At 67.4% G+C, this 25,002-nt stretch carries 27 protein-coding genes, 1 other RNA gene and 1 pseudogene; 10 read left to right on the top strand and 19 right to left on the bottom strand.

Features of this window, described 5'->3' with window-relative positions:
• Positions 1–25: 25 nt before the first annotated feature.
• The 5 genes from C5F46_RS07715 to C5F46_RS07695 are packed head-to-tail and all read left to right on the top strand — an operon-like array spanning position 26 to position 5,226.
• Complete coding sequence (locus tag C5F46_RS07715; RefSeq protein ID WP_107324789.1) at positions 26–1,627, top strand: ABC transporter substrate-binding protein; 1,602 nt, start codon at positions 26–28, stop codon at positions 1,625–1,627.
• Positions 1,628–1,669: 42 nt separating this feature from the next.
• Positions 1,670–2,731, top strand: a complete 1,062-nt coding sequence (locus C5F46_RS07710; protein WP_107324788.1) for an ABC transporter permease — start codon at positions 1,670–1,672, stop codon at positions 2,729–2,731.
• Positions 2,731–3,636 (top strand): ABC transporter permease, encoded by a 906-nt coding sequence (locus C5F46_RS07705; protein WP_107324787.1) that lies wholly within the window; start codon positions 2,731–2,733, stop codon positions 3,634–3,636. The genes C5F46_RS07710 and C5F46_RS07705 overlap by 1 nt, the downstream gene beginning before the upstream one ends.
• A complete protein-coding gene (locus C5F46_RS07700) occupies positions 3,633–4,466 on the top strand; it encodes an ABC transporter ATP-binding protein (RefSeq protein WP_107324786.1) in 834 nt (277 codons plus the stop codon). The genes C5F46_RS07705 and C5F46_RS07700 overlap by 4 nt, the downstream gene beginning before the upstream one ends.
• Position 4,467: 1 nt before the next feature.
• Positions 4,468–5,226, top strand: coding sequence for an ABC transporter ATP-binding protein (locus tag C5F46_RS07695; protein ID WP_107324785.1), 759 nt, complete (start codon positions 4,468–4,470; stop codon positions 5,224–5,226).
• A 5-nt stretch (positions 5,227–5,231) separates the two neighbouring features.
• On the opposite strand, the gene C5F46_RS07690 is transcribed toward C5F46_RS07695, so the two are convergent.
• The 10 genes from C5F46_RS07690 to rnpB all read right to left on the bottom strand — a co-directional run bounded on the left by C5F46_RS07690 (position 5,232) and on the right by rnpB (position 13,311).
• A complete protein-coding gene (locus C5F46_RS07690) occupies positions 5,232–5,978 on the bottom strand; it encodes a M48 family metalloprotease (protein WP_107324784.1) in 747 nt (248 codons plus the stop codon).
• 114 nt (positions 5,979–6,092) lie between these two features.
• A complete protein-coding gene (locus C5F46_RS07685; RefSeq protein WP_268935653.1) occupies positions 6,093–6,353 on the bottom strand; it encodes a DUF6455 family protein in 261 nt (86 codons plus the stop codon).
• Positions 6,353–6,646, bottom strand: a complete 294-nt coding sequence (locus C5F46_RS07680; protein WP_133618400.1) for a DUF6455 family protein — start codon at positions 6,644–6,646, stop codon at positions 6,353–6,355. Before C5F46_RS07680 ends, C5F46_RS07685 begins: the two co-directional genes overlap by 1 nt.
• Before the next feature lie 104 nt (positions 6,647–6,750).
• Positions 6,751–7,833, bottom strand: a complete 1,083-nt coding sequence (locus tag C5F46_RS07675) for a DUF1513 domain-containing protein (RefSeq protein WP_107324781.1) — start codon at positions 7,831–7,833, stop codon at positions 6,751–6,753.
• Between the two features lies 1 nt (position 7,834).
• Positions 7,835–8,827: an imelysin family protein gene (locus tag C5F46_RS07670; protein WP_107324780.1), complete on the bottom strand. Its 993-nt coding sequence runs from the start codon at positions 8,825–8,827 to the stop codon at positions 7,835–7,837.
• Complete coding sequence (locus tag C5F46_RS07665; RefSeq protein WP_235820114.1) at positions 8,827–10,341, bottom strand: di-heme oxidoreductase family protein; 1,515 nt, start codon at positions 10,339–10,341, stop codon at positions 8,827–8,829. The genes C5F46_RS07670 and C5F46_RS07665 overlap by 1 nt, the downstream gene beginning before the upstream one ends.
• A 34-nt stretch (positions 10,342–10,375) precedes the next feature.
• On the bottom strand, positions 10,376–11,638 hold the full coding sequence (locus C5F46_RS07660; protein ID WP_107324778.1) for an imelysin family protein: 1,263 nt from the start codon (positions 11,636–11,638) through the stop codon (positions 10,376–10,378).
• 169 nt (positions 11,639–11,807) lie between these two features.
• Positions 11,808–11,975 carry a 50S ribosomal protein L33 gene (gene rpmG / locus C5F46_RS07655; RefSeq protein WP_107324777.1) on the bottom strand — a complete coding sequence of 56 codons (168 nt, stop codon included), beginning with the start codon at positions 11,973–11,975 and terminating at the stop codon, positions 11,808–11,810.
• A 130-nt stretch (positions 11,976–12,105) separates the two neighbouring features.
• Positions 12,106–12,816, bottom strand: a complete 711-nt coding sequence (locus C5F46_RS07650) for a DUF533 domain-containing protein (RefSeq protein WP_107324776.1) — start codon at positions 12,814–12,816, stop codon at positions 12,106–12,108.
• 103 nt (positions 12,817–12,919) lie between these two features.
• Positions 12,920–13,311: RNase P RNA component class A (rnpB, locus tag C5F46_RS07645), an RNA gene on the bottom strand.
• 162 nt (positions 13,312–13,473) lie between these two features.
• On the opposite strand from rnpB, the gene C5F46_RS07640 reads away from it, so the two are divergent.
• Positions 13,474–14,088 (top strand): OmpW/AlkL family protein, encoded by a 615-nt coding sequence (locus C5F46_RS07640; protein WP_107324775.1) that lies wholly within the window; start codon positions 13,474–13,476, stop codon positions 14,086–14,088.
• 18 nt (positions 14,089–14,106) lie between these two features.
• Here the strand turns inward: C5F46_RS07640 and C5F46_RS07635 are convergent, their stop codons facing one another.
• From C5F46_RS07635 to gatC, 4 genes are read right to left on the bottom strand one after another with little or no spacing between them, the layout of a single operon-like run.
• A complete protein-coding gene (locus C5F46_RS07635; RefSeq protein ID WP_107324774.1) occupies positions 14,107–14,787 on the bottom strand; it encodes an N-acetylmuramoyl-L-alanine amidase in 681 nt (226 codons plus the stop codon).
• Complete coding sequence (locus C5F46_RS07630) at positions 14,788–15,531, bottom strand: hypothetical protein (RefSeq protein ID WP_107324773.1); 744 nt, start codon at positions 15,529–15,531, stop codon at positions 14,788–14,790.
• Between the two features lie 31 nt (positions 15,532–15,562).
• A complete protein-coding gene (gene gatA, locus C5F46_RS07625) occupies positions 15,563–17,041 on the bottom strand; it encodes an Asp-tRNA(Asn)/Glu-tRNA(Gln) amidotransferase subunit GatA (RefSeq protein ID WP_107324772.1) in 1,479 nt (492 codons plus the stop codon).
• Positions 17,038–17,325: an Asp-tRNA(Asn)/Glu-tRNA(Gln) amidotransferase subunit GatC gene (gatC, locus tag C5F46_RS07620; RefSeq protein ID WP_107324771.1), complete on the bottom strand. Its 288-nt coding sequence runs from the start codon at positions 17,323–17,325 to the stop codon at positions 17,038–17,040. Before gatC ends, gatA begins: the two co-directional genes overlap by 4 nt.
• A gap of 138 nt (positions 17,326–17,463) precedes the next feature.
• Between gatC and C5F46_RS07615 the strand changes: the two genes are divergently transcribed.
• Complete coding sequence (locus C5F46_RS07615; RefSeq protein WP_107324770.1) at positions 17,464–18,159, top strand: metal-dependent hydrolase; 696 nt, start codon at positions 17,464–17,466, stop codon at positions 18,157–18,159.
• Here C5F46_RS07615 and C5F46_RS07610 read toward each other — a convergent pair.
• Both C5F46_RS07610 and dut read right to left on the bottom strand, forming a co-directional pair.
• Positions 18,149–19,204: a HesA/MoeB/ThiF family protein gene (locus C5F46_RS07610; protein ID WP_107324769.1), complete on the bottom strand. Its 1,056-nt coding sequence runs from the start codon at positions 19,202–19,204 to the stop codon at positions 18,149–18,151. The two genes, C5F46_RS07615 and C5F46_RS07610, sit on opposite strands and share 11 nt — an antisense overlap.
• Before the next feature lie 5 nt (positions 19,205–19,209).
• A complete protein-coding gene (dut, locus tag C5F46_RS07605; protein ID WP_107324768.1) occupies positions 19,210–19,677 on the bottom strand; it encodes a dUTP diphosphatase in 468 nt (155 codons plus the stop codon).
• A 179-nt stretch (positions 19,678–19,856) separates the two neighbouring features.
• Here dut and C5F46_RS07600 point away from each other — a divergent pair, with 179 nt between their 5' ends.
• Positions 19,857–20,426, top strand: coding sequence for a histidine phosphatase family protein (locus C5F46_RS07600; RefSeq protein ID WP_133618402.1), 570 nt, complete (start codon positions 19,857–19,859; stop codon positions 20,424–20,426).
• Here C5F46_RS07600 and coaBC read toward each other — a convergent pair.
• From coaBC to C5F46_RS07585, 3 genes are read right to left on the bottom strand one after another with little or no spacing between them, the layout of a single operon-like run.
• Positions 20,417–21,625 (bottom strand): bifunctional phosphopantothenoylcysteine decarboxylase/phosphopantothenate--cysteine ligase CoaBC, encoded by a 1,209-nt coding sequence (gene coaBC / locus C5F46_RS07595; RefSeq protein ID WP_107324766.1) that lies wholly within the window; start codon positions 21,623–21,625, stop codon positions 20,417–20,419. The genes C5F46_RS07600 and coaBC overlap by 10 nt on opposite strands.
• A gap of 56 nt (positions 21,626–21,681) precedes the next feature.
• On the bottom strand, positions 21,682–22,473 hold the full coding sequence (locus C5F46_RS07590; RefSeq protein ID WP_107324765.1) for a ChaN family lipoprotein: 792 nt from the start codon (positions 22,471–22,473) through the stop codon (positions 21,682–21,684).
• Positions 22,470–23,348 carry an RNA polymerase factor sigma-32 gene (locus C5F46_RS07585; RefSeq protein WP_107324764.1) on the bottom strand — a complete coding sequence of 293 codons (879 nt, stop codon included), beginning with the start codon at positions 23,346–23,348 and terminating at the stop codon, positions 22,470–22,472. Before C5F46_RS07585 ends, C5F46_RS07590 begins: the two co-directional genes overlap by 4 nt.
• Positions 23,349–23,551: 203 nt before the next feature.
• Here C5F46_RS07585 and C5F46_RS07580 point away from each other — a divergent pair, with 203 nt between their 5' ends.
• Together C5F46_RS07580 and C5F46_RS07575 are read left to right on the top strand one after the other, a co-directional pair.
• Complete coding sequence (locus C5F46_RS07580; protein ID WP_107324763.1) at positions 23,552–24,238, top strand: glutathione S-transferase; 687 nt, start codon at positions 23,552–23,554, stop codon at positions 24,236–24,238.
• 64 nt (positions 24,239–24,302) lie between these two features.
• Positions 24,303–24,830, top strand: a pseudogene (locus C5F46_RS07575) (magnesium chelatase domain-containing protein); the annotation flags it as partial.
• Positions 24,831–25,002: the final 172 nt, after the last annotated feature.

Genomic DNA, 25,002 nt, shown 5'->3' with positions numbered 1-25,002 from the left:
AAACACAAAAAGCAGGGAGTTTCAGATGCTTCACACCCCCAATATCACCAAGCTCGGGCTTGCGCTGGCCGCCGCCCTGATGCTGGGCGCGGCACCGTCCGCGCTGATGGCGGCGACGCCCGCCGATACGCTGGTGATCGCCGATGCAATCGACGACATCATCAGCTTTGACCCGGCCGAGGCGTTCGAGTTCTCGGGCACCGACACCACCAACAACCTTTATGACTCGCTGGTCGAACTTGACCCGACAAAGCCCGGCGAACTGGTGCCCGGCCTTGCCGAAAGCTGGTCGGTCGCCGAAGACGGCGTGACTTACACCTTCACCATGCGCCCCGGCGTCAGCTTTTCATCGGGCAATCCGGTGCGGGCCGAGGATGCGGCCTATTCGATCCGCCGCGTGGTGATGCTGAACAAGAACCCCGCCTTTATCCTGACCCAGTTCGGCCTGACGCCAGAAAACGTGGAACAGAATGTCCGTGTCGAGGATGGCAAGTTGATCATCGTCACCGACAAGCCCTATGCGCCGTCGTTCTTTTACAACTGCCTGACCGCGCAGGTCGGCGGCATCGTTGATGAACTGACAGTGTCGCAGCACGACGTGAACGGCGACATGGGCAACGAATGGCTGAAATCGAACTCGGCCGGGACCGGCGCCTATGTGCTCAAATCCTTCAAGGCGCTGGAAGGCTATGTGCTGGAGGCGCGCGAGGGCCACTGGCGCGGCGATGCCACGCTGAAGCGCGTGTTCATGCGCCATGTGCCCGAAACCGCGACCCAGCGCCTGCTGCTGGAAAAGGGTGACATCGACATCGGGCGCGAGGTTTCCACCATCGATTCACCCGCGCTGGCCGCCAACCCGGCGCTCAAGCTGCAAGAGGATGTGGCGGGTTATGTGTTCTACCTGTCGCTGAACCAGAAGGTCGAGCCACTGAACAACCCCGCCGTGCAAGAGGCGATGCGCTGGCTGGTGGATTATGAGGGGATGACCAATTCCTTCCTCAAGGGCCAGTTCATGGTTCACCAGTCGTTCCTGCCGCAAGGCTATCTGGGCGCGATCGACGACACCCCCTACAAGCTGGATGTCGAAAAGGCCAAGCAGATCATGGCAGATGCGGGCGTGGCGCCGTTCACCGTCACGTTGAACGTGCGCAACAGGCAAGACATCATGGACATGGCGCAGTCGATCCAGAACACGTTCGGTCAGGCGGGCATCACGGTCGAGTTGCAGGTGGCCACCGGCAAAGAGGTGCTGGAACTGTATCGCGCCCGTCAGCACGGGATCACGATCCAGAACTGGGGGCCGGATTATCCCGACCCGCACACCAACGCCTCCACCTTCGCGCTGAACACCGACAACTCGGACGAAGCCAAGCTGACCGGCTCGCTCGCCTGGCGCAACGCCTGGGATCCGGCCGAGTTGAACGCGATGACCATGGCTGCGGTCGAGGAACGCGACACCGACAAGCGCCGTGCGCTCTATGAAGACATCCAGCGCCGCCATCAGGCCAATTCGGCCTTTGTCACGATGTTCCAGTCGATCAACCAAACGGTAATGCAGGCCAATGTCTCGGGCTTCTACACCGGCGGCTCGACCGACAGCGCCAGCTACTGGCTTGTGACCAAGTAAGACACGACCCGGAGCCCTCATCTGGGCTCCGGGTTTTTCACTATGGCACATACCTCCTCCCCTTCCCGATCCCGCCGCCTGACCGCGGGCCTGCGCAGTTTTGCGGGGCTGGCGTTAACCTTGGGCGCCACCTTCCTGGGCCTGCTGCTGGTGACCTTTGTCATCGCCCGCGTCGTGCCGATCGACCCGGTGTTGTCGATCGTGGGCGAGCGTGCCACGACCGAACAATACAACGCCGTGCGCGAGGCGCTGGGGCTGGATCAGCCGCTGTGGCGGCAGTTCCTGATCTATGTGGGCGATGCGGTGACCGGCGATCTGGGCACCTCGTTGCGCACGCGCGAACCGATTGCCGAAGAAATCGCCCGCTATTTTCCCGCCACACTGGAACTGGCCAGTATCGCCACGATCTTCGGCGTTCTGGTGGGCGTGCCTGCGGGCATTCTGGCGGCCACACGGCCCGGCACCTGGGTTGACCAGTTGGTGCGCCTGGTGGGCCTTGCCGGCTATTCGATGCCGGTGTTCTGGCTGGGGCTGATGGGGCTTTTGCTGTTTTACGGCATTCTGGGCTGGGTCGGCGGGCCGGGGCGGCTCGATGCGGGGTTCGAGATGATGTTCGAATTCGACGTGACCCGCGCGACCGGCATGATCCTGATCGACACGGCGCTGGCCGGACGCTGGGACATGTTCGCCAATGCGCTGTCGCATATCGTGCTGCCCGCGGGCGTGCTGGGCTATTACTCGATGGCCTATATCAGTCGGATGACCCGCAGCTTCATGATGAACGAACTGAGCCAGGAATACATCACCACCGCCCGCGTCAAAGGCATGCCCGAATGGCGCGTGATCTGGATTCACGCACTGAAGAACGTGATGGTGCCGCTGATCACGGTGATCGCGCTGTCTTACGCCAACCTGCTGGAAGGCTCGGTGCTGACAGAAACCGTCTTTGCCTGGCCGGGCTTGGGGCTTTACATCACCAACGCGCTCTTTGCCGCCGACATGCCGGCCGTTCTGGGCGGCACCATTGTTGTGGGCGCGGTCTTCGTGGGGCTGAACATGTTTTCCGACCTGCTCTATCGGCTTGTCGATCCGAGGGCGCGCTGATGGGACAGATCACCTCCTGGCTGCGCGACCCAAACCCCGCATCGCGGCTTCAGGCCCGGATCGGCCAGTATTATCTGGGCTGGCTGCGGCTTTCCCGCAACCCGCTGGCGATGATCGGGCTTACCATCGTGCTGTCACTGCTGGTGATGGCGGCGTTCGCGCCGCTGTTTGCCACGCATGACCCGATCGCGCAGGATCTGGGCCAGCGCCTGCTGCCGCCCGGCACGCCGGGGCATTGGCTGGGCACCGACGATTTCGGCCGCGACCTGTGGACACGTATCGTCTATGGCGCGCGGATCACGCTTTACATCGTGGCGCTGGTGGCGCTGACGGCGCCGCTGTTCGGGCTGATCGTGGGCACGGTGGCGGGCTATTTCGGCGGCTGGCTTGATCAGGTGCTGATGCGCATCACCGACATTTTCCTGGCCTTCCCCAAGCTGATCCTGGCGCTGGCGCTGGTCGCGGTTCTGGGGCCGGGGGTGGAAAACGCGGTGCTGGCCATCGCGCTGACTTCGTGGCCGCCCTATGCGCGGGTGGCGCGGGCCGAAACGCTGACGGTGCGCAACGCCGACTATATCGCCGCCGTGCGTCTGCAAGGCGCGGGCGCCTTGCGCATCATCTGGGGCTATGTGATGCCGATGTGCCTGCCCTCGGTCATCATCCGCGTCACGCTGGATATGGCGGGGGTGATCCTGACCGCGGCGGGCCTGGGCTTTCTGGGCCTTGGCGTGCAGCCGCCGTTGCCGGAATGGGGGCTGATGATTTCCTCGGGGCGCAAGTTCCTGTTCGAACAATGGTGGGTCGCCACCATTCCGGGCCTTGCCATCTTCATCGTCAGCCTTGGCTTCAACCTTCTGGGCGACGGGTTGCGCGACGTGCTTGACCCGCGGAGTTCGGGCAAATGACCCTGTTGTCGGTAAAAGACCTGCATGTCAGCTTCCGCACCGAGGCGGGGCTGGTCGAGGCTGTGCGCGGCGTGTCGTTCAGCCTTGGGCGCGAACGGCTGGGCATCGTGGGCGAAAGCGGATCGGGAAAAACCATCACCGGCCGGTCGGTGCTGCGCCTTATCCGCCCGCCGGGGCGGATTTCGGCGGCCGAGATGACCTTTGACGGCATCGACCTGATGGGCGCGAGCGAGAAACAGATGCGCGCCCTGCGGGGGCAACGCATCGCCATGGTGATGCAAGACCCGAAATATTCGCTGAACCCGGTGATGAAGATCGGGGCGCAACTGACCGAGGGTCTGCGCCTGCGCGACCGTGTCGGCGCCGCCGAGGCCCGCGCCAAGGCCATCGCGGCGCTGGAGGCGGTGCATATCCGCGACCCGGAACGCGTGATGGAGGCCTATCCGCATGAATTGTCGGGCGGCATGGGCCAGCGGGTGATGATCGCGATGATGCTGATCCCCAACCCCGACCTGTTGATCGCAGATGAGCCGACCAGCGCGCTGGATGTGACCGTGCAGGCCGAGGTCTTGAGCATTCTTGACAATCTGGTGCGCAGCCGCGGCATGGGGCTGATCTTCATCAGCCACGACCTGCGGCTGGTGGCGCGTTTCTGCGACCGGGTTCTGGTGATGTTCAAGGGCCGCGTGGTCGAGGAGCTGGAGGCGCGGCACCTGATGCAGGCCCGCCATCCCTATACGCAGGGTCTGCTGAACTGCCTGCCACGCATCGGCGGGCCGCGCGCGCCGCTGCCGGGGCTGGATCGGTCCGCAGACTGGGCAAGAGGATAAGATGGCATTGATCGAGATCGAAAACCTGTCGGTCACCTATCACGTCGGCGGGCGCAGCATCCGCGCCGTCGAGGATGTCAGCCTGTCGGTTGCCGCGCGTGAAAGCTATGGGCTGGTGGGCGAAAGCGGGTCTGGCAAATCCACGATCCTGCGCGCGATCTGCGGGCTGGCGCCGGTGTCTGGCGGCCGTATCCGCATTGCCGGCGCGCCGGTGAAAACCCCGCGCGGCAAGGCGTTCAGCCGCCATGTGCAGATGGTGTTTCAAGACCCCTACGGCTCGCTTCATCCGCGCCATACGATCGACCGCACCCTGGCAGAGCCGCTGGCGATACACGGCATCGGCGATACCGACGCCCGCGTGGTGCGCGCGCTAGACGATGTGGGCTTGCCGCCCGCCTTCCGCTTTCGCTATCCGCACCAGTTGTCGGGCGGGCAGCGCCAGCGCGTGGCGATTGCCCGCGCGCTGATGCTGGAGCCGGAAATCCTGCTGCTGGATGAACCCACCTCGGCGCTGGATGCCAGCGTTCAGGCCGAAACGCTGAACCTGCTGAACCGGCTGCGCGCCGAACACGGGCTGACCTTTCTGATGGTCAGCCATGACCTCGCCGTGATCGACCACATGTGCGACCGGGTTCTGGTCATGCAGCACGGCCGCGCGGTAGAGGAACTGTCACGCGCGGCGCTGGCCGGTGCGCAGATGACAACCGACTATGCCCGCACGCTGTTCGAGGCCAGCGCCGACCGGATGCTGGAGGTCTGATCGCCTCAGACCCGCCCGGCGCGCAGATCGGCGACGGTCTGGCGCACCACATCCATGCGCAGCGCGTTTGCCGGGTGCGACCCCAGCATGCTGCGCCCCGGATCGGGCAACCGGGTAAAAAAGCCCGCCCCCAAGAGCGGGTCATAGCCCGCGTTCCAGGTCAGAATCGTGCCCAGCCTGTCGGCCTCCAGCTCATAATCCTTGGATCGCGCGCCCGCGCCCACCGTGGCACCGATGTCTTGGGCATTGCGCACGGTGGCCGCATCGGCCCCGCCTGCTGCCGCCAGCGTGCCCAGAATCAGCGCCCCCGCCAGCGCCGATTGCTGCTTGCGCGGGATATGCGCGGCGATGTGGTGGGCCGCCTCATGCGCCATCACAAAGGCCAGTTCATCGGGGTTGCGCGCCTCGGCGATCAGCGCAAGGTTGAAACCGATGATCGGCTGCCCGCCCGGCCCCAGCGTCTGAAAGGCATTGGGCGACTGGCCGGGGCGGTCATCGATCACGATCTGGTAGTCGCAGTTGCGGCCCTGCGCGCGAGCGCGGCACTCGGCCTCTACCTGCGGCTCCATCCGGGCGACGACGCGAACAAAATTTTCGGCCGCAGTCTCGGGTGGCAGCGGGGCCGAGGCGGTGGGGCGAACCATCGCGGGCTGGGGCACGACGGGCGCTGCCACAGGCGCCATACAGGCCGCCAGCGGCAAAACCGCCAGCACCAGTGCAAGGGGGCGAAAACGGATCAGGGTCAGGGGCATCGGACGTTACCTTGGGAAACCGCCCCGAACTTTAGCGCGACGCCTGCGTGGACAAAAGACCCCGCCGCTGCGGTCACGCGAATGTCGGCAAACCTGCGCGGCGCCTGCCCTGGGTCAGTTCAGCGCGCTGAGTTCGCGCAGCACCTGCGCGTTTGAACACCAGTCGGGCGCAGCCTCGGCGCGGTCAGGGTATTCGGCCAGAAAGGCAAGGCAACCCTTGGCACCGCTGCAATTGTGGCAGCGCAGCACCATTTCGGCCAGATCGCCCTGGGTCAACAGCCCGTCCTGCATCGCCGCCGTCAGGTTCACCCCCAGACGTCGTGCCATTCCCCGCGTCATCCAGAAGTGAAGATCGATATTCCCCTGTATTCCCATCACGCAACCTCATCCTTGTCAGCATCGTCCCGCGCAGTGACCTGAAGCCGCCGCATCTGCGCCTCGTTGCGGCACCATGCGGGCGCCGCCACCACCGTTTCACCCTGATGCGTCGCAAGCCAGCCCTGGCAGGCCACCGGATCGGCGCATTGCGTGCAGCGCATGACCATACCGCGCCAGTCCTCGCCGCTCAGATGGCCGACGGCCAGACTGTGCGACAGATCGACACCAACCGTTTCCGCCATGCGGTTTACCAGCCCCGCATGGTGATTGAGTATTCTGGCCCCCGGCATCACACCTCCCGGTTTGCATGCAGCGAAAAGATCGGGGGACGGCGGGATTTACGCCATGATTCAGATCAAGGCTTGCACAAGCCCACAGCCTCGCCCCGCGCGGGTCAGCCAACCGGGATCAGATGGTTGTCCCAGGCGCAGGCGGCCCGCGTCAAGGGCCGCAGCCCCTCGGCCCCCACGCGGGCGATCAGCCCCTGCCCGTCGGTCACGATAAACCCGGCAGCCCCCGGCGCAGGCCCCACGCCACAGACATCGGCGCGCGCCAGCGCCCGCACAAAGCCGCCCGTGGCCTCATACACCTCGATGCGCCCGCCGCGGGGCGAGGTGATCGCCACCTGCTGCCCGGCGCCGTCAAAGGCGATCGACCCGGCATAACCGCGCATCGCCAGCGCCTCGGCCTCGGGCGGCGGGCAAAGCCGCACCGCCGCGCCACGCCGATGCAGCCCCAACAGCGGCACCGCCAGCGCCGCATCGCCCTGCCACTGCATCGCAAAGGCCACCAGCCCGTCAGACCGCAGCGCCAGATGGCGGATCGAGTTCTGCGCAAGATCGGGGGCCAGTTCGACCACCTCCTGCACCTGGCCCTCGGGCGAAAGATAGCTGAGGTTCGGGCGCATGGTGTCAAGGTTCAGCGGCGTGCGGTCGGCAGGGTCGGTTTCGATGCCGCCATTGGCGACCACCAGCAGGTCCGATCCGGGCAGCCGCTTCACATCATGCGGGCCGATCCCGTTTGAAGCGAACTCGCCCAACCGGGCATAGCCGCGGCGCGCATCCCACAGCCCGATCCGCCCCGCTGACCCTTCGGCGACCAGCTCGGAGGTATAGAGCACCGCACCATCCAGCGAATAGGTGCCATGCCCGTTGAACTGCCGCCCCTCGGGCGGGGTCAGGCGGGCGAGCACCACACCCGAGATACAATCGATCACCAGCGCGAAAGTGCCGGGACGGCGGGCAAAGGCCACCGCCTCGGGGCGCGTCGGGTGGGCGGTGGCGGCATGGCCGCGGGCGGGCAGCGGAATGCGAAACAGCGCCTCCCCCCTGTCCGACAGGCCATAGAGCGCGCGGGCGCCATCGGCATCCTGCGCGGCGGCCAGAAAGGCGGGGCCGCCCGCATCGGCCCAGCCAAGCCGCGGCAGGGCCGCGGTGGCGGCTAACGAGGCCAGGAAATAGCGGCGGTCCGGGCGCATCTCAGTCTCCATCGGCGGCGTTGAAGCCCAGCCCCACGCCCAGCGCCGCGCCGATCTCGGCCACGGCGGTATCGCGGGCGGCATGGACCGCCTGTTGCAAGATTTCGACCTTCAGCCATCCCGAAGGGTCTGCGACCCCGGCCAGCGTCGGGTCGGGCAGCTTTTCGGCAAGCGTGATCGCACGACCAAGGGCGGCCTGCGTTGCCGCGGCCTCGGGGGCGAGCGTTTGGGCCATCTCGCGCAGCGCCGCCAGCGACAACGCGACATTGCGCAGCGGCCGCCCCGACAAAAGCGTCTCGGCGCGGGCGGGCTGGGGCCGGTCAAAGCTGCCCAAAGGTCGGCCCAGCCGCTGGTCAGCGATAAAATCAAGCCCGGTGATCAGTTGGGTAAACAGCGCCTGCCGCGCCTCGCGCGCGTCCAGAAAGCTGGCATTGCCCGCCGCCCCCGCGGCCAGCAACGCATCGGCATAGCCGCCGCCGCCCGGAGTGCCCCAGCCCGCCGCCACCGCCCCCGCCGTATTGGCCAGATCGCCCGCCAGCGCGCGCGCCAGACCGCAGGCATAGCTGCCCTCGGCATAGTCCGGGCCATAGAGCACCCGCTCCAGCCCGAACAACCCACGCAACGCGACCGAGGCCTCGGCCATCGCACCCGGCTCCAGCAGCGCCGGATCGGCCGCCGCCAGCACCCCCACCAGTTGCCGCGCGCCGGTGGCCTTGGGGTCGGGCCAATAGGCAATCGCCAGTGCGCGGCCCTGCTCCTCGACGGGGCCAAGCCGCAGATGCGACACCCCCATCCAGCCGTCAAAAGCCGCGTTCCAGGGGCCGCGCAGCGCCGCGGGGCGGCAATCGGCCTGCGCCGCTGCCCCCAGCGCAGCGGCGCTGTCGGAAAACCGGGCATAGCCGGGCAGGATGTGATCCGTGACCGTCTCGGCCACATCCGCCACGGCGGGTGTGGCAAGACACAGACAAAAGGCAAGGGCGAGGTCACGGCGCATCAGAGCGACTCCAGAAAGCGGATCAGCGCGGCCCGGTCTTCGGGCGGCATGGCAACAACCCTATCACGGGCAGGCTGCGCTTCGCCACCATGCCACAGCACCGCCTCCAGCAGGCTGCGGGCGCGGCCGTCGTGCAGATAGCTGGCGCGGCCGGTCACGACCTCGGTCAGGCCGATCCCCCACAGCGGCGCGGTGCGCCATTCCCGCCCCGAGGCGGTGCCTTCGGGGCGATGATCGGCAAGCCCCGGCCCCATGTCGTGCAGCAACAGATCAGTGTATGGCCAGATCAGTTGAAACGATTGTTCGGGCCGGTCAGGCAGCCGCGCGGTTACGAATTTCGGATTGTGGCAGGCGGTGCAGCCGGTGCTGTTGAACACCGCCTTGCCGCGCAAAATCTGTGGGTCGGCCGGGGCGCGGCGTTCCGGCACCGCCAGGTTGCGCGTGTAAAACGTGACCAGATCAAGCGTTGCGCCATCCACCTCGCGCCCGTCGCGCAGCCCCGGATCCTCGCCCGAGGGCGCGGTGCGGCAGGCGATCTGTGCCGCGGTGCAATCGCCCGCGGGGTCAGGGAACAGCGGGTTTGACAGGCCCAGATCGGTGGCAAAAGCCGCAGCCACCATCTCGCGCAGGCTGGCCACGCCCGCCTTGTGACCAAAGCGGCCCAGGGCGGGCGCCTGCACCTCGACCGACCAGACCATCGCCGCGCGCCCCGAAATGCCATCGCCATCGGCATCCTCGGGGTCGGCGCGGGCGATGATATCGGCGTCGGGCACCGCCTCCAGCAGTCCCAGCCCGATCATCTGCGGCGCCACGCGGGGCGAAAACATGGCATCCGGCGCAAGCGGCCCCTGCCCCGGATCGCCCACCCGATAGGTCGGGCGGCGCAGATGCGCCACCTCGCCCCCGGCCAGCGGCACCGGAAACACCTGATAGGTGATGTCCAGCCGCCCCTCGGGTGCAAGGCCCGCGATGGCGCGGTCCTGCAACTGGCTGCCGTAGGTCGGTTCGGGCAAGGTGGGCCGATGGCCGGGGATCGTCGCCAGATGCGCCGCGATCTGATCGGGACTTGCGGGCACCGACAGCCGCAGCACCATGCCCAGCCGCGACCCCGCGGGCGACAGATCGGCAGGCGGATGGCCACGCCCGTCGCCGGGGTGGCAGGTCTGGCAGGATCGCGCGTTGAACAAAGGCCCCAGCCCGTCTGACGCGCGCGTGGCCGACGGCGCGGTGACCCACAGCTTGCCAAACACCGCATCGCCCAGATGAAACTCAAGCAGCCGCTCGGCCCCCATATGGGCCGAAGGCATGGAAAACGCACGGCCATCGGCTGCCCCGCGGCGGGTGGCGGCACCAGCGGGCAACGCCTCGAACGGCTCGGGCGCGGCAAAATAGGCGGGCGTGGCCGTCACGGCAGCAACCCGCGCGGCCTCGTCTGTGGTGCGCTGGGCCAGCGCGGGAGTGGCGATCAAAGCCACCAGAACAACAGGGCGGGCGCCCGCCAGGATCATACGCATCAGACCCCGCCCACCAGCTTCACGCCCTGCGGCCTTACTGAAAAACCGCTGTCGGGTTATCAAGGCTGTCTGATCCCTCGACCGCGACCGTCTCCAGCCCCAGCGCCGCCACCGCCCGCTCGATCGAGCGGGTCTGTGCCACCAGCGCCGAAACCGCGCCCTCGATCAGTTCTTTGCCCGCGTCATTGCCCAGCCCCAGCATCTGATCATAGGCCATACCGCCCTCTGCTGCGGCCTTGATCGAGCCAAGGGCGGCGACGCTGGCATCCAGCTCGGCGCGCAGTTGCGCGTCAACCGCCGGATCGGCCGCCGCCACCAGCGCCGACAGCGAGGGCCCGCTGACCGTGCTGCCATCGGGCCGCGTGTAGCTGCCAAGATAGACGTTGCGGATGCCGACCCCGTCATAGAAATGACTGTTATGGGTGTTGTCGGAAAAGCAGTCATGCTCTTCTTCGGGGTCGTGCAGCATCAGGCCCAATTTGATCCGCTCGCCCGCCAACTCGCCGTAAGACAGGCTGCCCATCCCGGTCAGAATCGCGGAAATGCCCTTGGCCGGGTCTTGCAGAACAGCCGCGCGCGCGGCACCGCCCTCGGCCCAGTTGGCGGCCATTTCCTCAAGGTCTGCCACCAGCAGGTCGGTCGCCGCCACCAAGAAGGCCGCGCGCCGGTCGCAATTGCCGCCGGTGCAGCCCGCGCCCTGCATGAAATCGGTGTGCGGCCGCGCCCCGGCGCCCGGTTCGGTGCCGTTCAGATCCTGCCCCCACAACAAGAACTCTACCGCGTGATAGCCCGAGGCGACGTTGGCCTCGATCCCCTCGGCCTCGTGCAGCACCTCGCCAATCAGCGCGGGCGTGATCTCGACCGCGTCAATCTCGGCGCCGCCCAGCGTGAAACGCGGGTTGGCGATGACATTCAGCAAGGCAAAATCGTTTTCTTCGTTCACCGCCGCCGATGTCATATCGACATAGTCGATCAGCCCCTCGTCCAGCGGCCAGGCGTTCACCCGACCCTCCCATTCATCCACGATCGGGTTGCCAAAGCGGAACGCCTCGGTCTGCTGATAAGGCACGCGCGCGGCCAGCCAGGCGGTTTTGGCCGCCGCCAGGGCTTCGACCGAAGGCGCGGCGACAAGGGCAGCAACCGCCGCTTGCAGCGCCTGCGCGGTGGCAAGACTGTCCGCATAGCCCGCCTCGGCGATATCGGCGTAGGTTTCCAGCACCGCCAGCCGGTCATCGGCAAAGGCAGGCGCCGCGATCAGCGCGGTTGTGGCAAGAAGGGCGAAAAGCGTGGGTTTCATGTGTCAGTCCTGTTCGTCGGGCCCGCTGGGCACGACGAAAAGCTGACTGAAAGCGTCGGACTTGTAAACCCGATAAATTTACTTTTGTTTGGTTGGACTCGGCTAACACCGCCCCGGCATGCAAAAGGCCGCCCAAGGGGCGGCCCATGTACAACAAGCTGGCGCGATCTTACTTGATCTTGCCTTCCTTGTATTCGACATGCTTGCGGACGACCGGATCGTATTTGTTCGCGGTCATCTTTTCGGTCATGGTGCGGGCATTCTTCTTGGTCACATAGAAGTGCCCGGTGCCCGCCGTCGAGTTCAGACGGATCTTGATCGTCGTCGGCTTCGCCATTTTAAGTCTCCTGCAGCCGGGCGGTTGGCCGCCCGTGAAATCCTTGAAGCCCGCCTTTTACTCAGGCGCGCGGGCGAGTCAACAGACAAAGCTCCGCGCGACCAAGATTTGGCGCCGCAGCGGGCACAGTTCAGGCGTCGGGGCGGCCCATCGTGCTGTGCAACCCCGCCACGGTGGCCGCATCCAGCCCCAGCGCGGTGGCAAGGCTGTGCAGATAGGCGCGTTCGGCATCCGTATCGACACGGATCGCCATCAGTGCGGCAGAATAGACCTGCGCTCGAGCCTGCACCCCGGTCGCGGCGGCCAGGGCGGCAATGTCGATCGGGGCATCCATCTCGGCCTTGACGAAGGCGATTTCTTCGGGCGTGGCGTCTTTCAACTGCGCCAGCACCTGCATCCGCTCGGCCTCGTCGATGACACCATCGGATTTGACCGCTTGAATCATCGCGCGAATCATCAGGCGGGCGTTATCCTCCATCATCGCGTCAGCCGGGGTGCCCCCGGTCAGCGCCCCCAGCATGTCACTGGTGGTCTTGGCCCCGGCGGTGGCGGCGCCGGTCAGCGCGGCCACAAGGCTGCCCAGGCCCGCTTCGGTCGCCTCGGTCGCCCCGGCGGCCGAGGTGCCGAACTTGGCGAACAGGTCGCGCACAGCGGTCTTACCGCCCGGAACGCCCATCTTCTCGGCCATCTGGCCAACCTGATCGACCATGCCGCCGGGCTCGCCGACGCCGCGCAGGGCGCCCTTGACGCCCTCCATGCCGCCGATCTTCTTGTAGTGATCAACACCGCGCGCTGCGGCAAAGCCAACGGCCAACGTGGCCAGCGTCTTGACAAAACTCATGATGCACCCCCTGAGAACGATGGCATCATAGCGCAAAATTGTGACAATAGCAGCACCCGATCGCCCCCGGATCGGCGGCGAGCGACAGTTTCGGCGGGGCCAGACGCGCGGATGGCCTGTAAGCCGGATTTTGTTCCGGGGTTGCCCCCTTTGATGACCATTCATCTGGGCGCGCGGTTGCCTGCGCGCTCTAGCTGCCAACCCGGACCTCTCGGGTCGAAGTTACCCTGCGGCGGTATCGGTTGCCCGACCAGCCCCGCGCGAGGCCCCTATTCGGCGTTGCTCCCGGTGGGGCTTGCCGTGCCGGTCCTGTTGCCAGTCCCGCGGTGGGCTCTTACCCCACCGTTTCACCCTTACCCCTGCGAGCAGGGGCGGTCTGTTCTCTGTGGCGCTTTCCCTGGGGTTGCCCCCGCCGGGCGTTACCCGGCACCGTTCCTTCATGGAGTCCGGACTTTCCTCGCGGGGTTGCCCCCACGCGGTCATCCAGCCATCCGCGCGCCGCAGACATAGGCCCAAGGTCAGCCGGCGTCAACGCCGGCCATCCTGACGCGGACTTGATCGCGCAAATATCGATTTTCCCTGTAATTGATCTAAGTCACGTCGCGTCACGATGTCGCTGCGCTAAATTGGCCGCATTATAATGAAGTGGATGATCCCATGAAAACCCTGACTGCCCTGACCCTTCCCGCCCTGCTGTGCTGCCTTGCCGCGCCTGTCGCGGCGCAATCGGCGGGTGATTACACCATCGGCCTTGGCCTTGGCGTGGTGGCGCCGACATCCGGCAACGGTGTTCTGGCCGGCAGCGAAGCCGACGTTGACAACAACGTGCAGCCGACGCTGACCTTTGAATATTTCATCCGCGACAATCTGGGCATTGAGGTGCTGGCCGCCACGCCCTTCAAGCACAGCGTCAGCACGGCTGACCTGGGCGAGGTCGCCACGACCAAGCACCTGCCGCCCACCATCTCGCTGAACTATCACTTTGACACCGGCAGCGCGTGGAAACCCTTTGTCGGCCTTGGTGTGAATTACACCGCCTTCTTCGAGGAAAAGGGCGTCGGCGCGTTGGCGGGCACGAGTGTCAAGATCGACGATTCCTGGGGCCTGGCCGCGACGCTGGGCCTTGACTATGCGCTGAGCGACCGCACCGCCCTGCGCAGCGAGGTGCGCTGGATGGATATCGACGCCGATGTGACGGTGGACGGTGCCAGCGTCGGCACCGCCGAGATCGACCCGATCGTGGCGGGCGTGTCCTACATCATCAAGTTCTGATACTCCTCAGGGTGGGCGTCACCGCCCACCCTGACCCTGCCCGAAACCCTGACCATGCCCGAACCGGTCGGCCAGATCGGCGGCCAGCGCGCGGTCGGCCTCTTCCTCCGGGCCTCCGGCCCAAGGGCGAAAGCGCATCCGAAAGGCCGCCAGCCGCACCTCGGGCGCGGCCTCGGGATAGCCGATCCGGGTCAGGCTATCGGCCAGCGGGCGCGCCCCGTCGCCGCCTGGTCTGGGCCAGACCGCAAGCCCCTGCACCGCCAGCCTGCGCCAGTCGAACCGCGGGCCGGGGTCACCCTTGCGCCCCGGCGCCATGTCGGAATGGCCGATCACCCGCTGCGGCGGGATCGCCCAGCGCGCCATGATCTGCGGCAAAAGGCGTTCCAGCGCGCGCATCTGCGGCTCGGGGAAAGGCGCATCCCCGGTATTGGCCAGTTCGATCCCGATCGAGCGTGAGTTCACATCGCCCACCGCGCCCCAGGCCCCTGCCCCGGCGTGCCAGGCCCGCGCTGCCTCGTCCACCAGTTGCTCGACCATGCCCTGTTCGGAAATCAGCCAATGCGCCGAAACCTCGGCGGCGGGGTCGCACAGCCGGTCGCGCGCGGCGGCGCAACTGGCCATTGCGGTATAGTGAATCACGATCAGATCAGGCCGCGCGCCGCCCCGCCTTTCGCCGAAATTGGGCGAGGGAAAGGGCACCTACTGGTCCCGCACCGCCTGAAATGGCGTCGGGTCCCAGGAACAGGCAAAGCCGTCGCCATCAGGGTCAAGGTTGCCGGGGTCGCGTTCGGGGCCTCCGCGGCGTAAAAACTCGGTCTGCGCCTGGTCGGTCGTGGTAAATTTGGCGCAGGCGCGTTCATGGTTGGCCAGCGTCAGGCCGCCGCGCGTCCAGACTGGCTGCCCCAGCCGGTTCTGCGCGGCCAGCGCATAGGCGGCAAGGTTCGGCCCAAGACCGGCGCGGCTTGCCGATGTGGGGGCGGCAGGCACCGGCACGGCCATGGGCGCGGGCGCCGCAGCGAGAGCCGGGGGCGGTACGGCCACGGGGCTGGCGCCGATCGCGGCCAGCGCGGCTGCCCCGATTGCCGCGGGGTCATCCGACACTGTGGCTTCGGGGGCGGGCATCGGCACATCGGGGAAGGGCGCGATGGACGACGGGGCAATAGACGTGGGCGCCGTCATAGGGTTTACCATGGGCGTCGCAGCCGGCACGGACGCCGCCGGGGCAAGCGCGCTGAGCGGGGCCGAGGCGACAGGCGGCGGCGCAATGGCCTGCGCTGTCGCAGGGGCAATGGGCCGGGCTGCGGCGGGCGCCCCGCGCAGCGCGGCCTCACGCTCGGCCAGATAGCCTTGGTAGTCGTTGAACCCCACGCCCTGCTGCGTGCCGTCCGACCCCATACAGCCCGCCAGCATCAGCGCCGCCGCGATCCCCAAACCTGCCCGCATTGCCCCGCCTCCGTTGCCGATCAAGGCCCGATTACCACCACCGCGCCGGTTTTGCCACGAAGCCCGCCGCCTGTTCCAGCACATGAGCGTGATTCAGCAGATCGCCCTCGGCCCAAGGGCGCCCGATCAGTTGCAGCCCCAAGGGCAGCCCCCTGGCATCCAGCCCCACCGGAACCGAAACCCCCGGCAACCCGGCCAGGTTGACCGTCACGGTGAACACGTCGTTCAGATACATCTCGACCGGGTCGGCATTGGCCATCTCGCCCAGACCAAAGGCCGAGGACGGCGTGGCGGGCGTCAGGATCGCGTCGATGCCCGCGGCAAACACCGTGTCGAAATCGCGCTTGATCAGCGCGCGCACCTTGCGGGCGCGGTTGTAATAGGCGTCATAAAAGCCCGCCGACAGCACATAGGTGCCGATCATGATGCGCCGCTGCACCTCGGGGCCAAAGCCTTCGGCGCGGGTTTTCTCATACATCTCGGTGATGCCGTCGCCCTGGCCCAGACGGGCACGGTGGCCATAGCGCACCCCGTCATAGCGCGCGAGGTTGCTGGAGGCCTCGGCCGGCGCGATGACATAATAGGCGGGCAACGCGTATTTGGTATGCGGCAGGCTGATCTCGACAATCTCGGCGCCCGCATCCTTCAGCATCTCGGCGCCCTTGTGCCACAATGCCTCGATCTCGGCGGGCATGCCCTCCATCCGGTATTCACGCGGAATGCCAATCTTCTTGCCGCGGATGTCGCCGGTCAGCGCCGCCTCGAAATCGGGCACGGGCAGATCGGCGCTGGTCGAATCCTTGGGGTCGTGGCTGGCCATGGCGCCCAGCATGATCGCCGCATCGCGCACCGATTTCGTCATCGGCCCGGCCTGATCGAGGCTGGAGGCAAAGGCCACCACGCCCCAGCGCGACACGCGCCCGTAGGTCGGCTTGATGCCCACGATGCCGGCAAAGGCCGCGGGTTGCCGGATCGAACCGCCGGTATCGGTCCCTGTGGCCGCAAGGCACAGGTCGGCGGCCACCGCCGCAGCCGACCCGCCCGACGACCCGCCCGGCGTCAGCCGCCGGTCATCGACCTTCCAGGGGTTGACCACCGGCCCGTAGCAGGCGGTTTCGTTGGAACTGCCCATGGCGAATTCGTCCATGTTCAGCTTGCCCAGCATCACCGCGCCCGCATCCCACAGGTTTTGCGTGACGGTAGATTCGTATTCCGGCCTGAACCCTTCCAGAATCCGGCTTGCGGCCTGGCTGGCCACGCCCCGCGTGCAGAACAGATCCTTGATGCCCACCGGGATGCCACACATCGCAGGCGCATCGCCCGCCTTGATCCGGGCATCTGCCCCGCGAGCCTGTTCCAGCGCAATCTCGGGCGTGTGATGCACAAAGGCGTTCAGCGCGCCCGCCCCCTCGATCGCGCCAAGGCAGGCTTCGGTCAGCTCGACCGCCGTCGTGTCACCCTTGCGCAGCGCGTCGCGGGCGGCAGAAATCGTCAGTTCGTTCAGGCTCATTCCACCACCTTCGGCACGGCAAAGAAGCCCTCGCGGGCATCGGGGGCGTTGGACAGGATCTTTTCGGGATAGCCACCGTCCGTGACCACATCGGCGCGCCGCTTCAGCCGCATCGGCGTGACCGAGGTCATCGGCTCCACCCCTGTCACATCGACCTCGTTCAACTGTTCCATAAAGGTCAGGATGCCCGAAAGCTGGTCGGCCAGCGCGGGCAGGTTTTCCTCGGGCACCGCAATGCGCGCCAGATGCGCCACCTTGCGGGCGGTGTCGATGTCAATGGACATGGGGTTCACTCCGTCCTGTTTCGGGTTCGGGTTTAGCGCCCGAGGCCGCCCCCCGCAAGCACCGGCCCGAACACCGGGCGTTTCCCCGTAGCAGCGTTTGCGTTAGGCTTGGCGCAGAAACCACGGCAGGAGGATGCAATGAACCTGACATGGCTTGGCCATTCCGGCTTTCGGCTGGAAATCGAACAGGCGGTGATCCTGATCGACCCATGGCTTTCCGGCAACCCGATGTTCCCCGAAGATCGCCGCGCCGAGGCGACCCGCGGCGCAACCCACATTCTGATCACCCATGGCCACGGCGATCACACCGGCGATGCGCTGGCTATCGCACACGCGCAAAACATTCCCGTGGTAGGCATCTATGATCTGGTCAGCTGGTGGAGCGAACATCACAACATTCAGGGGCTGGGCTTCAACAAGGGCGGCACCGTCGATCTGGGCGGGGCAAAGGTGACGATGGTGAACGCCTGCCATTCCTCGTCGCTTCAGGGCACGGACGGGCCGGTCTATGCGGGCCACGAATCGGGTTACATGATCGCGGGCGAGGGCCATACGATCTATGTGTCGGGCGATACCGACATCATGGCCGACATGGGCTGGATGGGCGAATATCACGCGCCCGACATTGGCATCCTGTCCTGCGGCGGGCATTTCACCATGGACATGAAGCGCGCCGCCTGGGCTGCGCGAAAGTATTTCAACTTCCGCACCGTGATCCCGTGTCACTACCGCACCTTTCCGCTGCTGGAACAAAGCGCCGAGGCGCTGAGGATCGGCCTGCCGCCCGGCGTGCGGGTGATCGAACCCGAAGTGATGGAGCCGATCAGACTGTGACTGACGGCGCGCCCCCTCCGCAGACCGGGCAGCCGGGGCGCGGTTTCACCGCGATCTGGCGGCTTTCGCCCCACAGCGCATCATGCAGGATCAGCCGCCCGCGCAGCGATTGCCCCGCGCCGGTGATCTCCTTGATCGCCTCGGCCGCCATCATCGCGCCCACGATGCCGGGCAGCGCCGCCATCACCCCTGCCTCGGCGCAGGCAGGGGCAAGGCCCGGTGCGGGCGGTTCGGGGAACAGGCAAGCCATGCAGGGTGCGCCGCGGGCCGGGTCATACAGGGTCAACTGCCCCTCCCATTGCGACACGGCGCCCGCGATCAGCGGCTTGCCCGCGGCCACAGCCGCGGCATTTACCAGCGCGCGGGTGTCGAAATTGTCTGACCCGTCAAGGATCAGGTCATAGTCGGCAAACAGCCCGGGCGCGAGATCGGCGGTCAGCCGGCGGTTATAGGGGCGAATATCGACAAAGGGGTTCAGCGCGCGCAGGCTGGCCTCGGCGGAAAACACCTTTGGCAGCCCGATGCGGACATCGGCATGGATCACCTGACGTTGCAGGTTGGAATTGGCCACGGTGTCGTCGTCGATCACCCCGATCGTGCCCACCCCCGCCGCCGCCAGATACAACAGCGCAGGCGAGCCAAGGCCGCCCGCCCCCACCACCAGCACCCGCGCGGCGCGCAGCCGCCGTTGCCCCGGCCCGCCGATCTCGCGCAGGATGATATGGCGGGCGTAGCGGTCCAGTTCGGTCTCGCTGAGCGTGTTGGCGGCGGCGGGCGCACGCCGCGCCACGGGCCGTGCCCGGCGCCGCAGGGCCACCAGCGCCGCGCGATAGGCCAGCGCCAGCGCGGCCAGCCCCCCGACCACGGCCCAGACCCGCCAGTCACCCCCAGTGGCGCGCGGCAGCGGATGGCCTGCGGGCAGCACCAGATGCGCCAGCATCACCGCCCCCCACAAAACACCCAGCATCGCCCAGATGCCGCCCCAGGGCAGCCGCAACAGCCGCCCCAACAGCACCAGCGCCCCCGCCATGGCCAGAACCAGCATCGCGCCTAGCCCCTGCCGGTGGAGCCAAAGCCCCCCGCGCCGCGCCCGGTTTCACCCAAAACCGGCGCCAGTTCAAACCGCACCTGCACCACCGGCGCCACGACCAGTTGCGCGATCCGGTCGCCGTGATGCAGCGTGTAGGGCACCCCGCCAAGGTTCACCAACACAACCCCCAGCGGGCCGCGATAGTCGCTGTCGATCGTGCCTGGCGTGTTGGGCAGCGTGATCCCGTGCTGCAACGCCAGCCCAGACCGTGGGCGAATCTGGATTTCGAACCCGTCAGGAATTTCCACCCGCAGCCCGGTGGGCACCACCGCGCGGTGCATCGGGTCCAGCGTAAAGCCGGTCAGCCGGTCTTCGGGGCGCAGGTTGGCGCGGATATCGGCCCCGGCCGAGCCAGAGGTGGCATAGTCGGGCAGCGCCACATCGGGATCGGCCCAATCCTCGCGCAGAATTTTCACCACCGGTGTCATCGCCGCCCCTTTTGCCTGATGATCCCCGCCCCGGCGCCAAGGCCGAGCCTTGCGCGAAGGTGGCCGATTGCGCCGGCCTGATCAATCCTTGATCGCGGTCTGGTCCCACGGGGTCTTGCCATCGGCGCGCGACTGTGGCGCGATCGGCGCAGCGCAGCCAGCCGCGAACGGAGGGGCCGGTGATCCCGCTTCTGACATCGTCGTTCCTGATCCTGCGGCATGGCCGCACCCCAATGAACGCCAGCGACCGGATCGCAGGCTCGCTCGACGTGGGGCTGGATGCCACCGGCCGGGCCGAGGCCGAGACGGCGGCAGTTGTGCTGGCGGCGCAGGATTTCGCCGCGATCTGGTGTTCACCGCTCCTGCGCGCGCGTCAGACTGCCGCTGCGGTGGCGGCCCGAACCGGTCACAAGGTGCAGATCGTGCCCGACCTGGCCGAACGCTGCTGGGGCGACTGGCAGGGCCAGCCCCGCGCGATCCTGCGGCGCGAGGCCACCCCGCCCGGCGGCGAAAACCCCGAGGTCTTTGCCGCCCGCACCCGTGCGGGGCTGGCGCGCATCACCCCGCCACTGCCAGTGCTGATCGTGGCACATTCGGGCACCGCCCGCGTTCTGGCCGATCTGCTGGCACCCGATACCACCCTGCCGCGGCTGGGCAATGCCGAAGCGTTGCGTTGGTCACGCGCGCCTGACGGGCGCTGGCAGGCGGTATCGCTGAATCGGCGGTGCCCCGTCCCCGATCAGCCCTGACGCGCGGCCAGCGCTGCGGCGATGCGATGGGCCAGACGGCGCGCAACCTCGGCCTTGTTCAGCCGCGGCCAGTGCTCTGCCCCGTGATCGTCGATCACGATCACGGTGTTGTCGGCCCCGCCCATGACCCCCGATCCGGGACTGACATCATTGGCCACGATCCAGTCGCAGCCCTTGCGCGCGCGCTTGGCCTGCGCATGGGCCAGAACTTCGGCAGTTTCGGCGGCAAAGCCCACGACCAGCGCGGGCCGGTCGGCGCCAAGCACCGACAGCGTCGCCAGAATGTCGGGGTTTTCGGCAAATTCCAGCACCGGCGGGCGGCCCGAGCCATCCTTCTTCAGCTTTTGCCCGGCGGCATTGGCCACGCGCCAGTCTGCCACTGCCGCAGCCAGCACGGCGGCATCGGCGGGCAATGCGGCCATGACCGCGGCCAGCATCTCGGCGGCGGTTTCCACCCGCTCCACCGTCACCCGCTCGGGCGGGGGCACGGTGGCGGGGCCGGTGACAAAGGTAACCCGCGCGCCCAGATCGCGCAGCGCGGCGGCCAATGCCGCCCCCTGCGCCCCCGACGAGCGGTTGGCGATGTAACGCACCGGGTCGATCGGCTCATGCGTGGGGCCCGAGGTCACGATCACATGCCGCCCCGCCAGCGGCCCCGCTGCCAGCATGTCGCCGATTTCGGCCAGAATATCGGCAGGCTCGGCCATCCGGCCCGGCCCATGTTCGCCGCAGGCCATCGGGCCCGCCTCGGGGCCGACGACACGCACCCCATCGGCGCGCAATTGCGCAACATTGCGCTGCGTTGCCGGGTGCTGCCACATCCGCACATTCATGGCAGGCGCGATCAGCACCGGCTTGTCGGTGGCCAGCAGCAGCGTGGAAGCCAGATCCCCCGCCAGCCCGGTGGCCATCTTGGCTATCAGATCCGCGGTGGCGGGCGCCACCACAACCAGATCGGCAGCGCGGCTGAGCTGGATATGGCCCATCTCGGCCTCGTCCGTCAGATCGAACAGATCGCGGTAGCATTTCGACCCGGCCAGCGCCGACACCGACAAGGGCGTCACGAATTCCTCGGCGGCGCGGGTCAGCACCGGCACCACGGCGGCGCCGCGGTCGCGCAGACGTCGGATCAGGTCAAGCACCTTGTAAGCCGCGATTCCGCCCGAGATGATCAGAAGTATCTTCTTGTCTGCCAGCATCTGCGCCCCCACCCCTGCCTAACCCAGCATTAGGCGCGGGCGCGGCGCAGGGCAAGCTAGCGAAACGCGGCGCAGGGGTCTGGGCGCGGGCTGGGGTCGGTCACGATCCACAGATCAAAGGGTTGATCGGCCTCGGCGGGTGCCTCCACCTGACCCAGCGCGACAACGGCCACATCGGGCGCCGCGGCGCGCAGCACGGCGGGCACACCACGGTCAGTCCGGGCATGGCCCGAGCCGGTGATCAGCGCGACCGGCCCGCCGGTTTCCTCCAGCGCGGCCAGCGTGGCCCGCGCAAAGGCCGCATCGCGCAACCGCTGCGCCGCAACCATGCCGGGCAGCATTGCGGGCGGCAGGGCATCGCAATGGGCGCGCATCTGTTCAGCCTCCATCGCGGCCTGATCGGCGGGCGGCAGATCGGCGCCAAGACCAAACCGCGCCGCATCGGCACCAAACACCGCCGCCGGCCCCTCGGTCATCGCGCGGCGCACATCGGCGCGTGGCAGCGCTGCCCCGTAAATCGCGGCACCGGGCGCGGCGGCAAAGATCGGATAATAGATCGCAAAATCGGGCCAGCCCCCGGCCTCCCAGCCCAACGCCTTGCCCAGGCTCGCGGCATCGGCGCCGGGCAGGGCACGGGCGGCCTGTTCGGGCGTCAGCATCTCGAACACCAGCGCGCGGGGTTTCAGCGCCAACACCACGCGGGCCTGATTGAGGTGATGAACCGGGTTGTCATGCACCTCGCCCAACACCACGATGGGGGCGGAAATGCTGCCCAGCGCATCGGGCGCGATCTGGGCCGCCCCGGCTGGAAGGGCCAGAGCGGCCAGTATCGCTGCAACCATCCTCATTGCAAAAACAGATGCACTTCCCCGCTTTGCGCCTCAAGGCTGCGGCGCATCTTGGCAAAAGCCTGCGCCTCCAGCTGGCGGATGCGTTCTTTTGACAGGCCCAGTTCGGCCCCCAGTTGTTCCAGCGTGCGCGGCTCTTCGCGCAGTTTGCGCTCGGTCACGATGAACCGCTCGCGCGCAGTCAGCGCGCCCATGGCTGCGCCGATCCAGCCATGCAGCCGCGCCGAATCATGGGCCAGCGCCACGGTTTCCGCGGCCCCCGGCCCGTCATCCTCCAACGCCTCGATCCATTCACGCCCCTCCTCGCCCGCCGATTGTGGCGTATTGAGCGAAAAATCCGAGCCGGAAAGGCGCCCCTCCATCATCTCGACATCGGCCATCGGCACACCGATTTCGGTGGCGATGCGCTGGCGCAACTGATGCCCGTCCAGATGCTCGCCCGCCGCCGCGGCCTCGCGCTCGATCTGGGCCTGAACCCGGCGCATGTTGAAAAAAAGCGACTTCTGCGCCGAGGTGGAGCCGGTTCGCACCATCGACCAGTTGCGCATCACGAAATCCTGGATACTGGCCTTGATCCACCAGACCGCATAGGTTGAAAACCGCACACCGCGTTCGGGGTCGAACTTTTCGGCGGCCTTCATCAGGCCCAGGCTTGCCTCTTGAATCAAGTCGTTCATCGGCGCGCCGTAGCGGCGAAACTTCGACGCCATCGAGATTGCCAGCCGCATATAGGCCGTGACCAGCCGGTGCAGCGCAGCCTCGTCGCGGTGATCGCGCCAAGCGCGGGCCAAGGCCAGTTCGGTCTCGGCATCCAGCAATTCTGCGCGCATCGCCTGACGCGGCAAGGTGTCGTCGGTCATTCCGTCGAGTGCCATGATCAGTCTCCCGGGTCTCCCACCCACTGGTAGCGGCTCTCAGCCTGTTCACTATGGCGGATACGAGGGCGCCTGTCTGCCGGATCACGCAAATTTTCTTTTGTTCGTCACGGTTTCGTGTGGCTTGCTCCATTCGCCGCTTGCGGCTGATCACCGGGCCACCGACACTGCACCCAAGGGTCGGCAATCAGGGTAACGCGGCGATGACATATGTTCTGGCAATCGGGGATCGCAGCTATTCCAGCTGGTCGCTGCGCGGTTGGCTTTTGTTTGCCAAACCGGGGCTGCCGGTGACGGTGGAAACCGGGCGGCTTTATTCCGACGATTTCGCGCGCTTGATGGCGGGCTTTGCGCCGGCGCGGATGGTGCCCGCGCTGCGGCTGCCCTCGGGCCGGGTGATCGGCGAGACGCTGGCCATCGCCGAAACCCTGGCCGAGCGCCACCCCGACGCCAGACTATGGCCCGCCAACCCCGAGGCGCGGGCGGTGGCGCGCTGGTCGGCGGCCGAGATGCACGCGGGCTTTTCCGCCCTGCGCAGCCATTGTCCGATGAACCTGCGCGTCAGCTATGCCGATTGCGCCCCGCCCGACACCGTTCTGGCCGACCTGGCCCGGCTGGAGGAACTCTGGGCGCTGGCCCGGTGCGATTTCGGCGCGGGCGGCCCGTGGCTGTTCGGGGATTGGTCGGCGGCAGATGCGTTTTTCGCCCCGGTCGCGGCCCGGATCGCGGGCTACAATCTGCCGGTGGGGGCTGCGGCGGCGGCCTATGTCGCCACGCATCTGGCCTGCCCCGCATTCTGCCGCTGGCGCGCCGAGGGGCTGGCAGAGGGCCCCGATCAGCCGTTTTACCGCCGCGACTGGCCAACACGGCCTTGGCCGGGGGCGAATTAACCTTTCGTAAACCATGATCGCCTAGCCCTGATCCAGAACCCTGATCCGGGGTGCAGGAGGGGCGATGCTGGCCAAAGCCTATACCGTGGCCTTCGAGGGGATCGAGGCCCGTCTGGTCGAGGTGCAATGCGCCGTAACGCAGGGCCTGCCGGGCTTTGCCATCGTGGGCCTGCCCGACAAGGCAGTATCAGAGGCGCGCGAACGGGTCCGCGCGGCGCTGGGGGCACTGTCGATCGCGCTGCCCGCGCGCAAGATCACCGTCAACCTCTCGCCCGCCGACATGCCCAAGGAGGGCTCGCATTTCGATCTGCCGATTGCTCTGGCCCTGCTGGCGGCCATCGACATTTTACCGCGCGAAGAGGTCGAGGGCTGCGTGGCGCTGGGGGAACTGGCGCTGGACGGGCGGCTGATCGCGGTGGCGGGCGCCCTGCCCGCCGCGCTGGCCGCCGCCGAGGAGGATCGCGCGCTGATCTGCCCCGCCGCCTCGGGCGCCGAGGCGGCCTGGGTCGGCGCAACCCCGGTGCTTGCCCCCGCCACGTTGGCCGAGGCAATCGCCCATTTCACCGGCCGGCACCCCCCTCCCGTCGCCCCGTCCCCCCGGCCCCCCGGCCCCCGGGACGGGTAGGGTACCGGACCCGACGACCGGGCCCGGGCCCGACCCCCGACCCCGGACGTTTACTTTACGACGGACCGGTACGGTAAAGGGAAACCGGACCGGAAACGGGAACCGGCCCGAACCGAACGGCCGGCCGACCTACGGTAAA

It is taken from the genome of Phaeovulum veldkampii DSM 11550 (assembly GCF_003034995.1).
Lineage (GTDB): Bacteria > Pseudomonadota > Alphaproteobacteria > Rhodobacterales > Rhodobacteraceae > Phaeovulum > Phaeovulum veldkampii.
The sequence above is the reverse complement of the archived record's forward strand: the minus strand, read 5'-3'. Positions and strand labels throughout refer to the sequence as shown.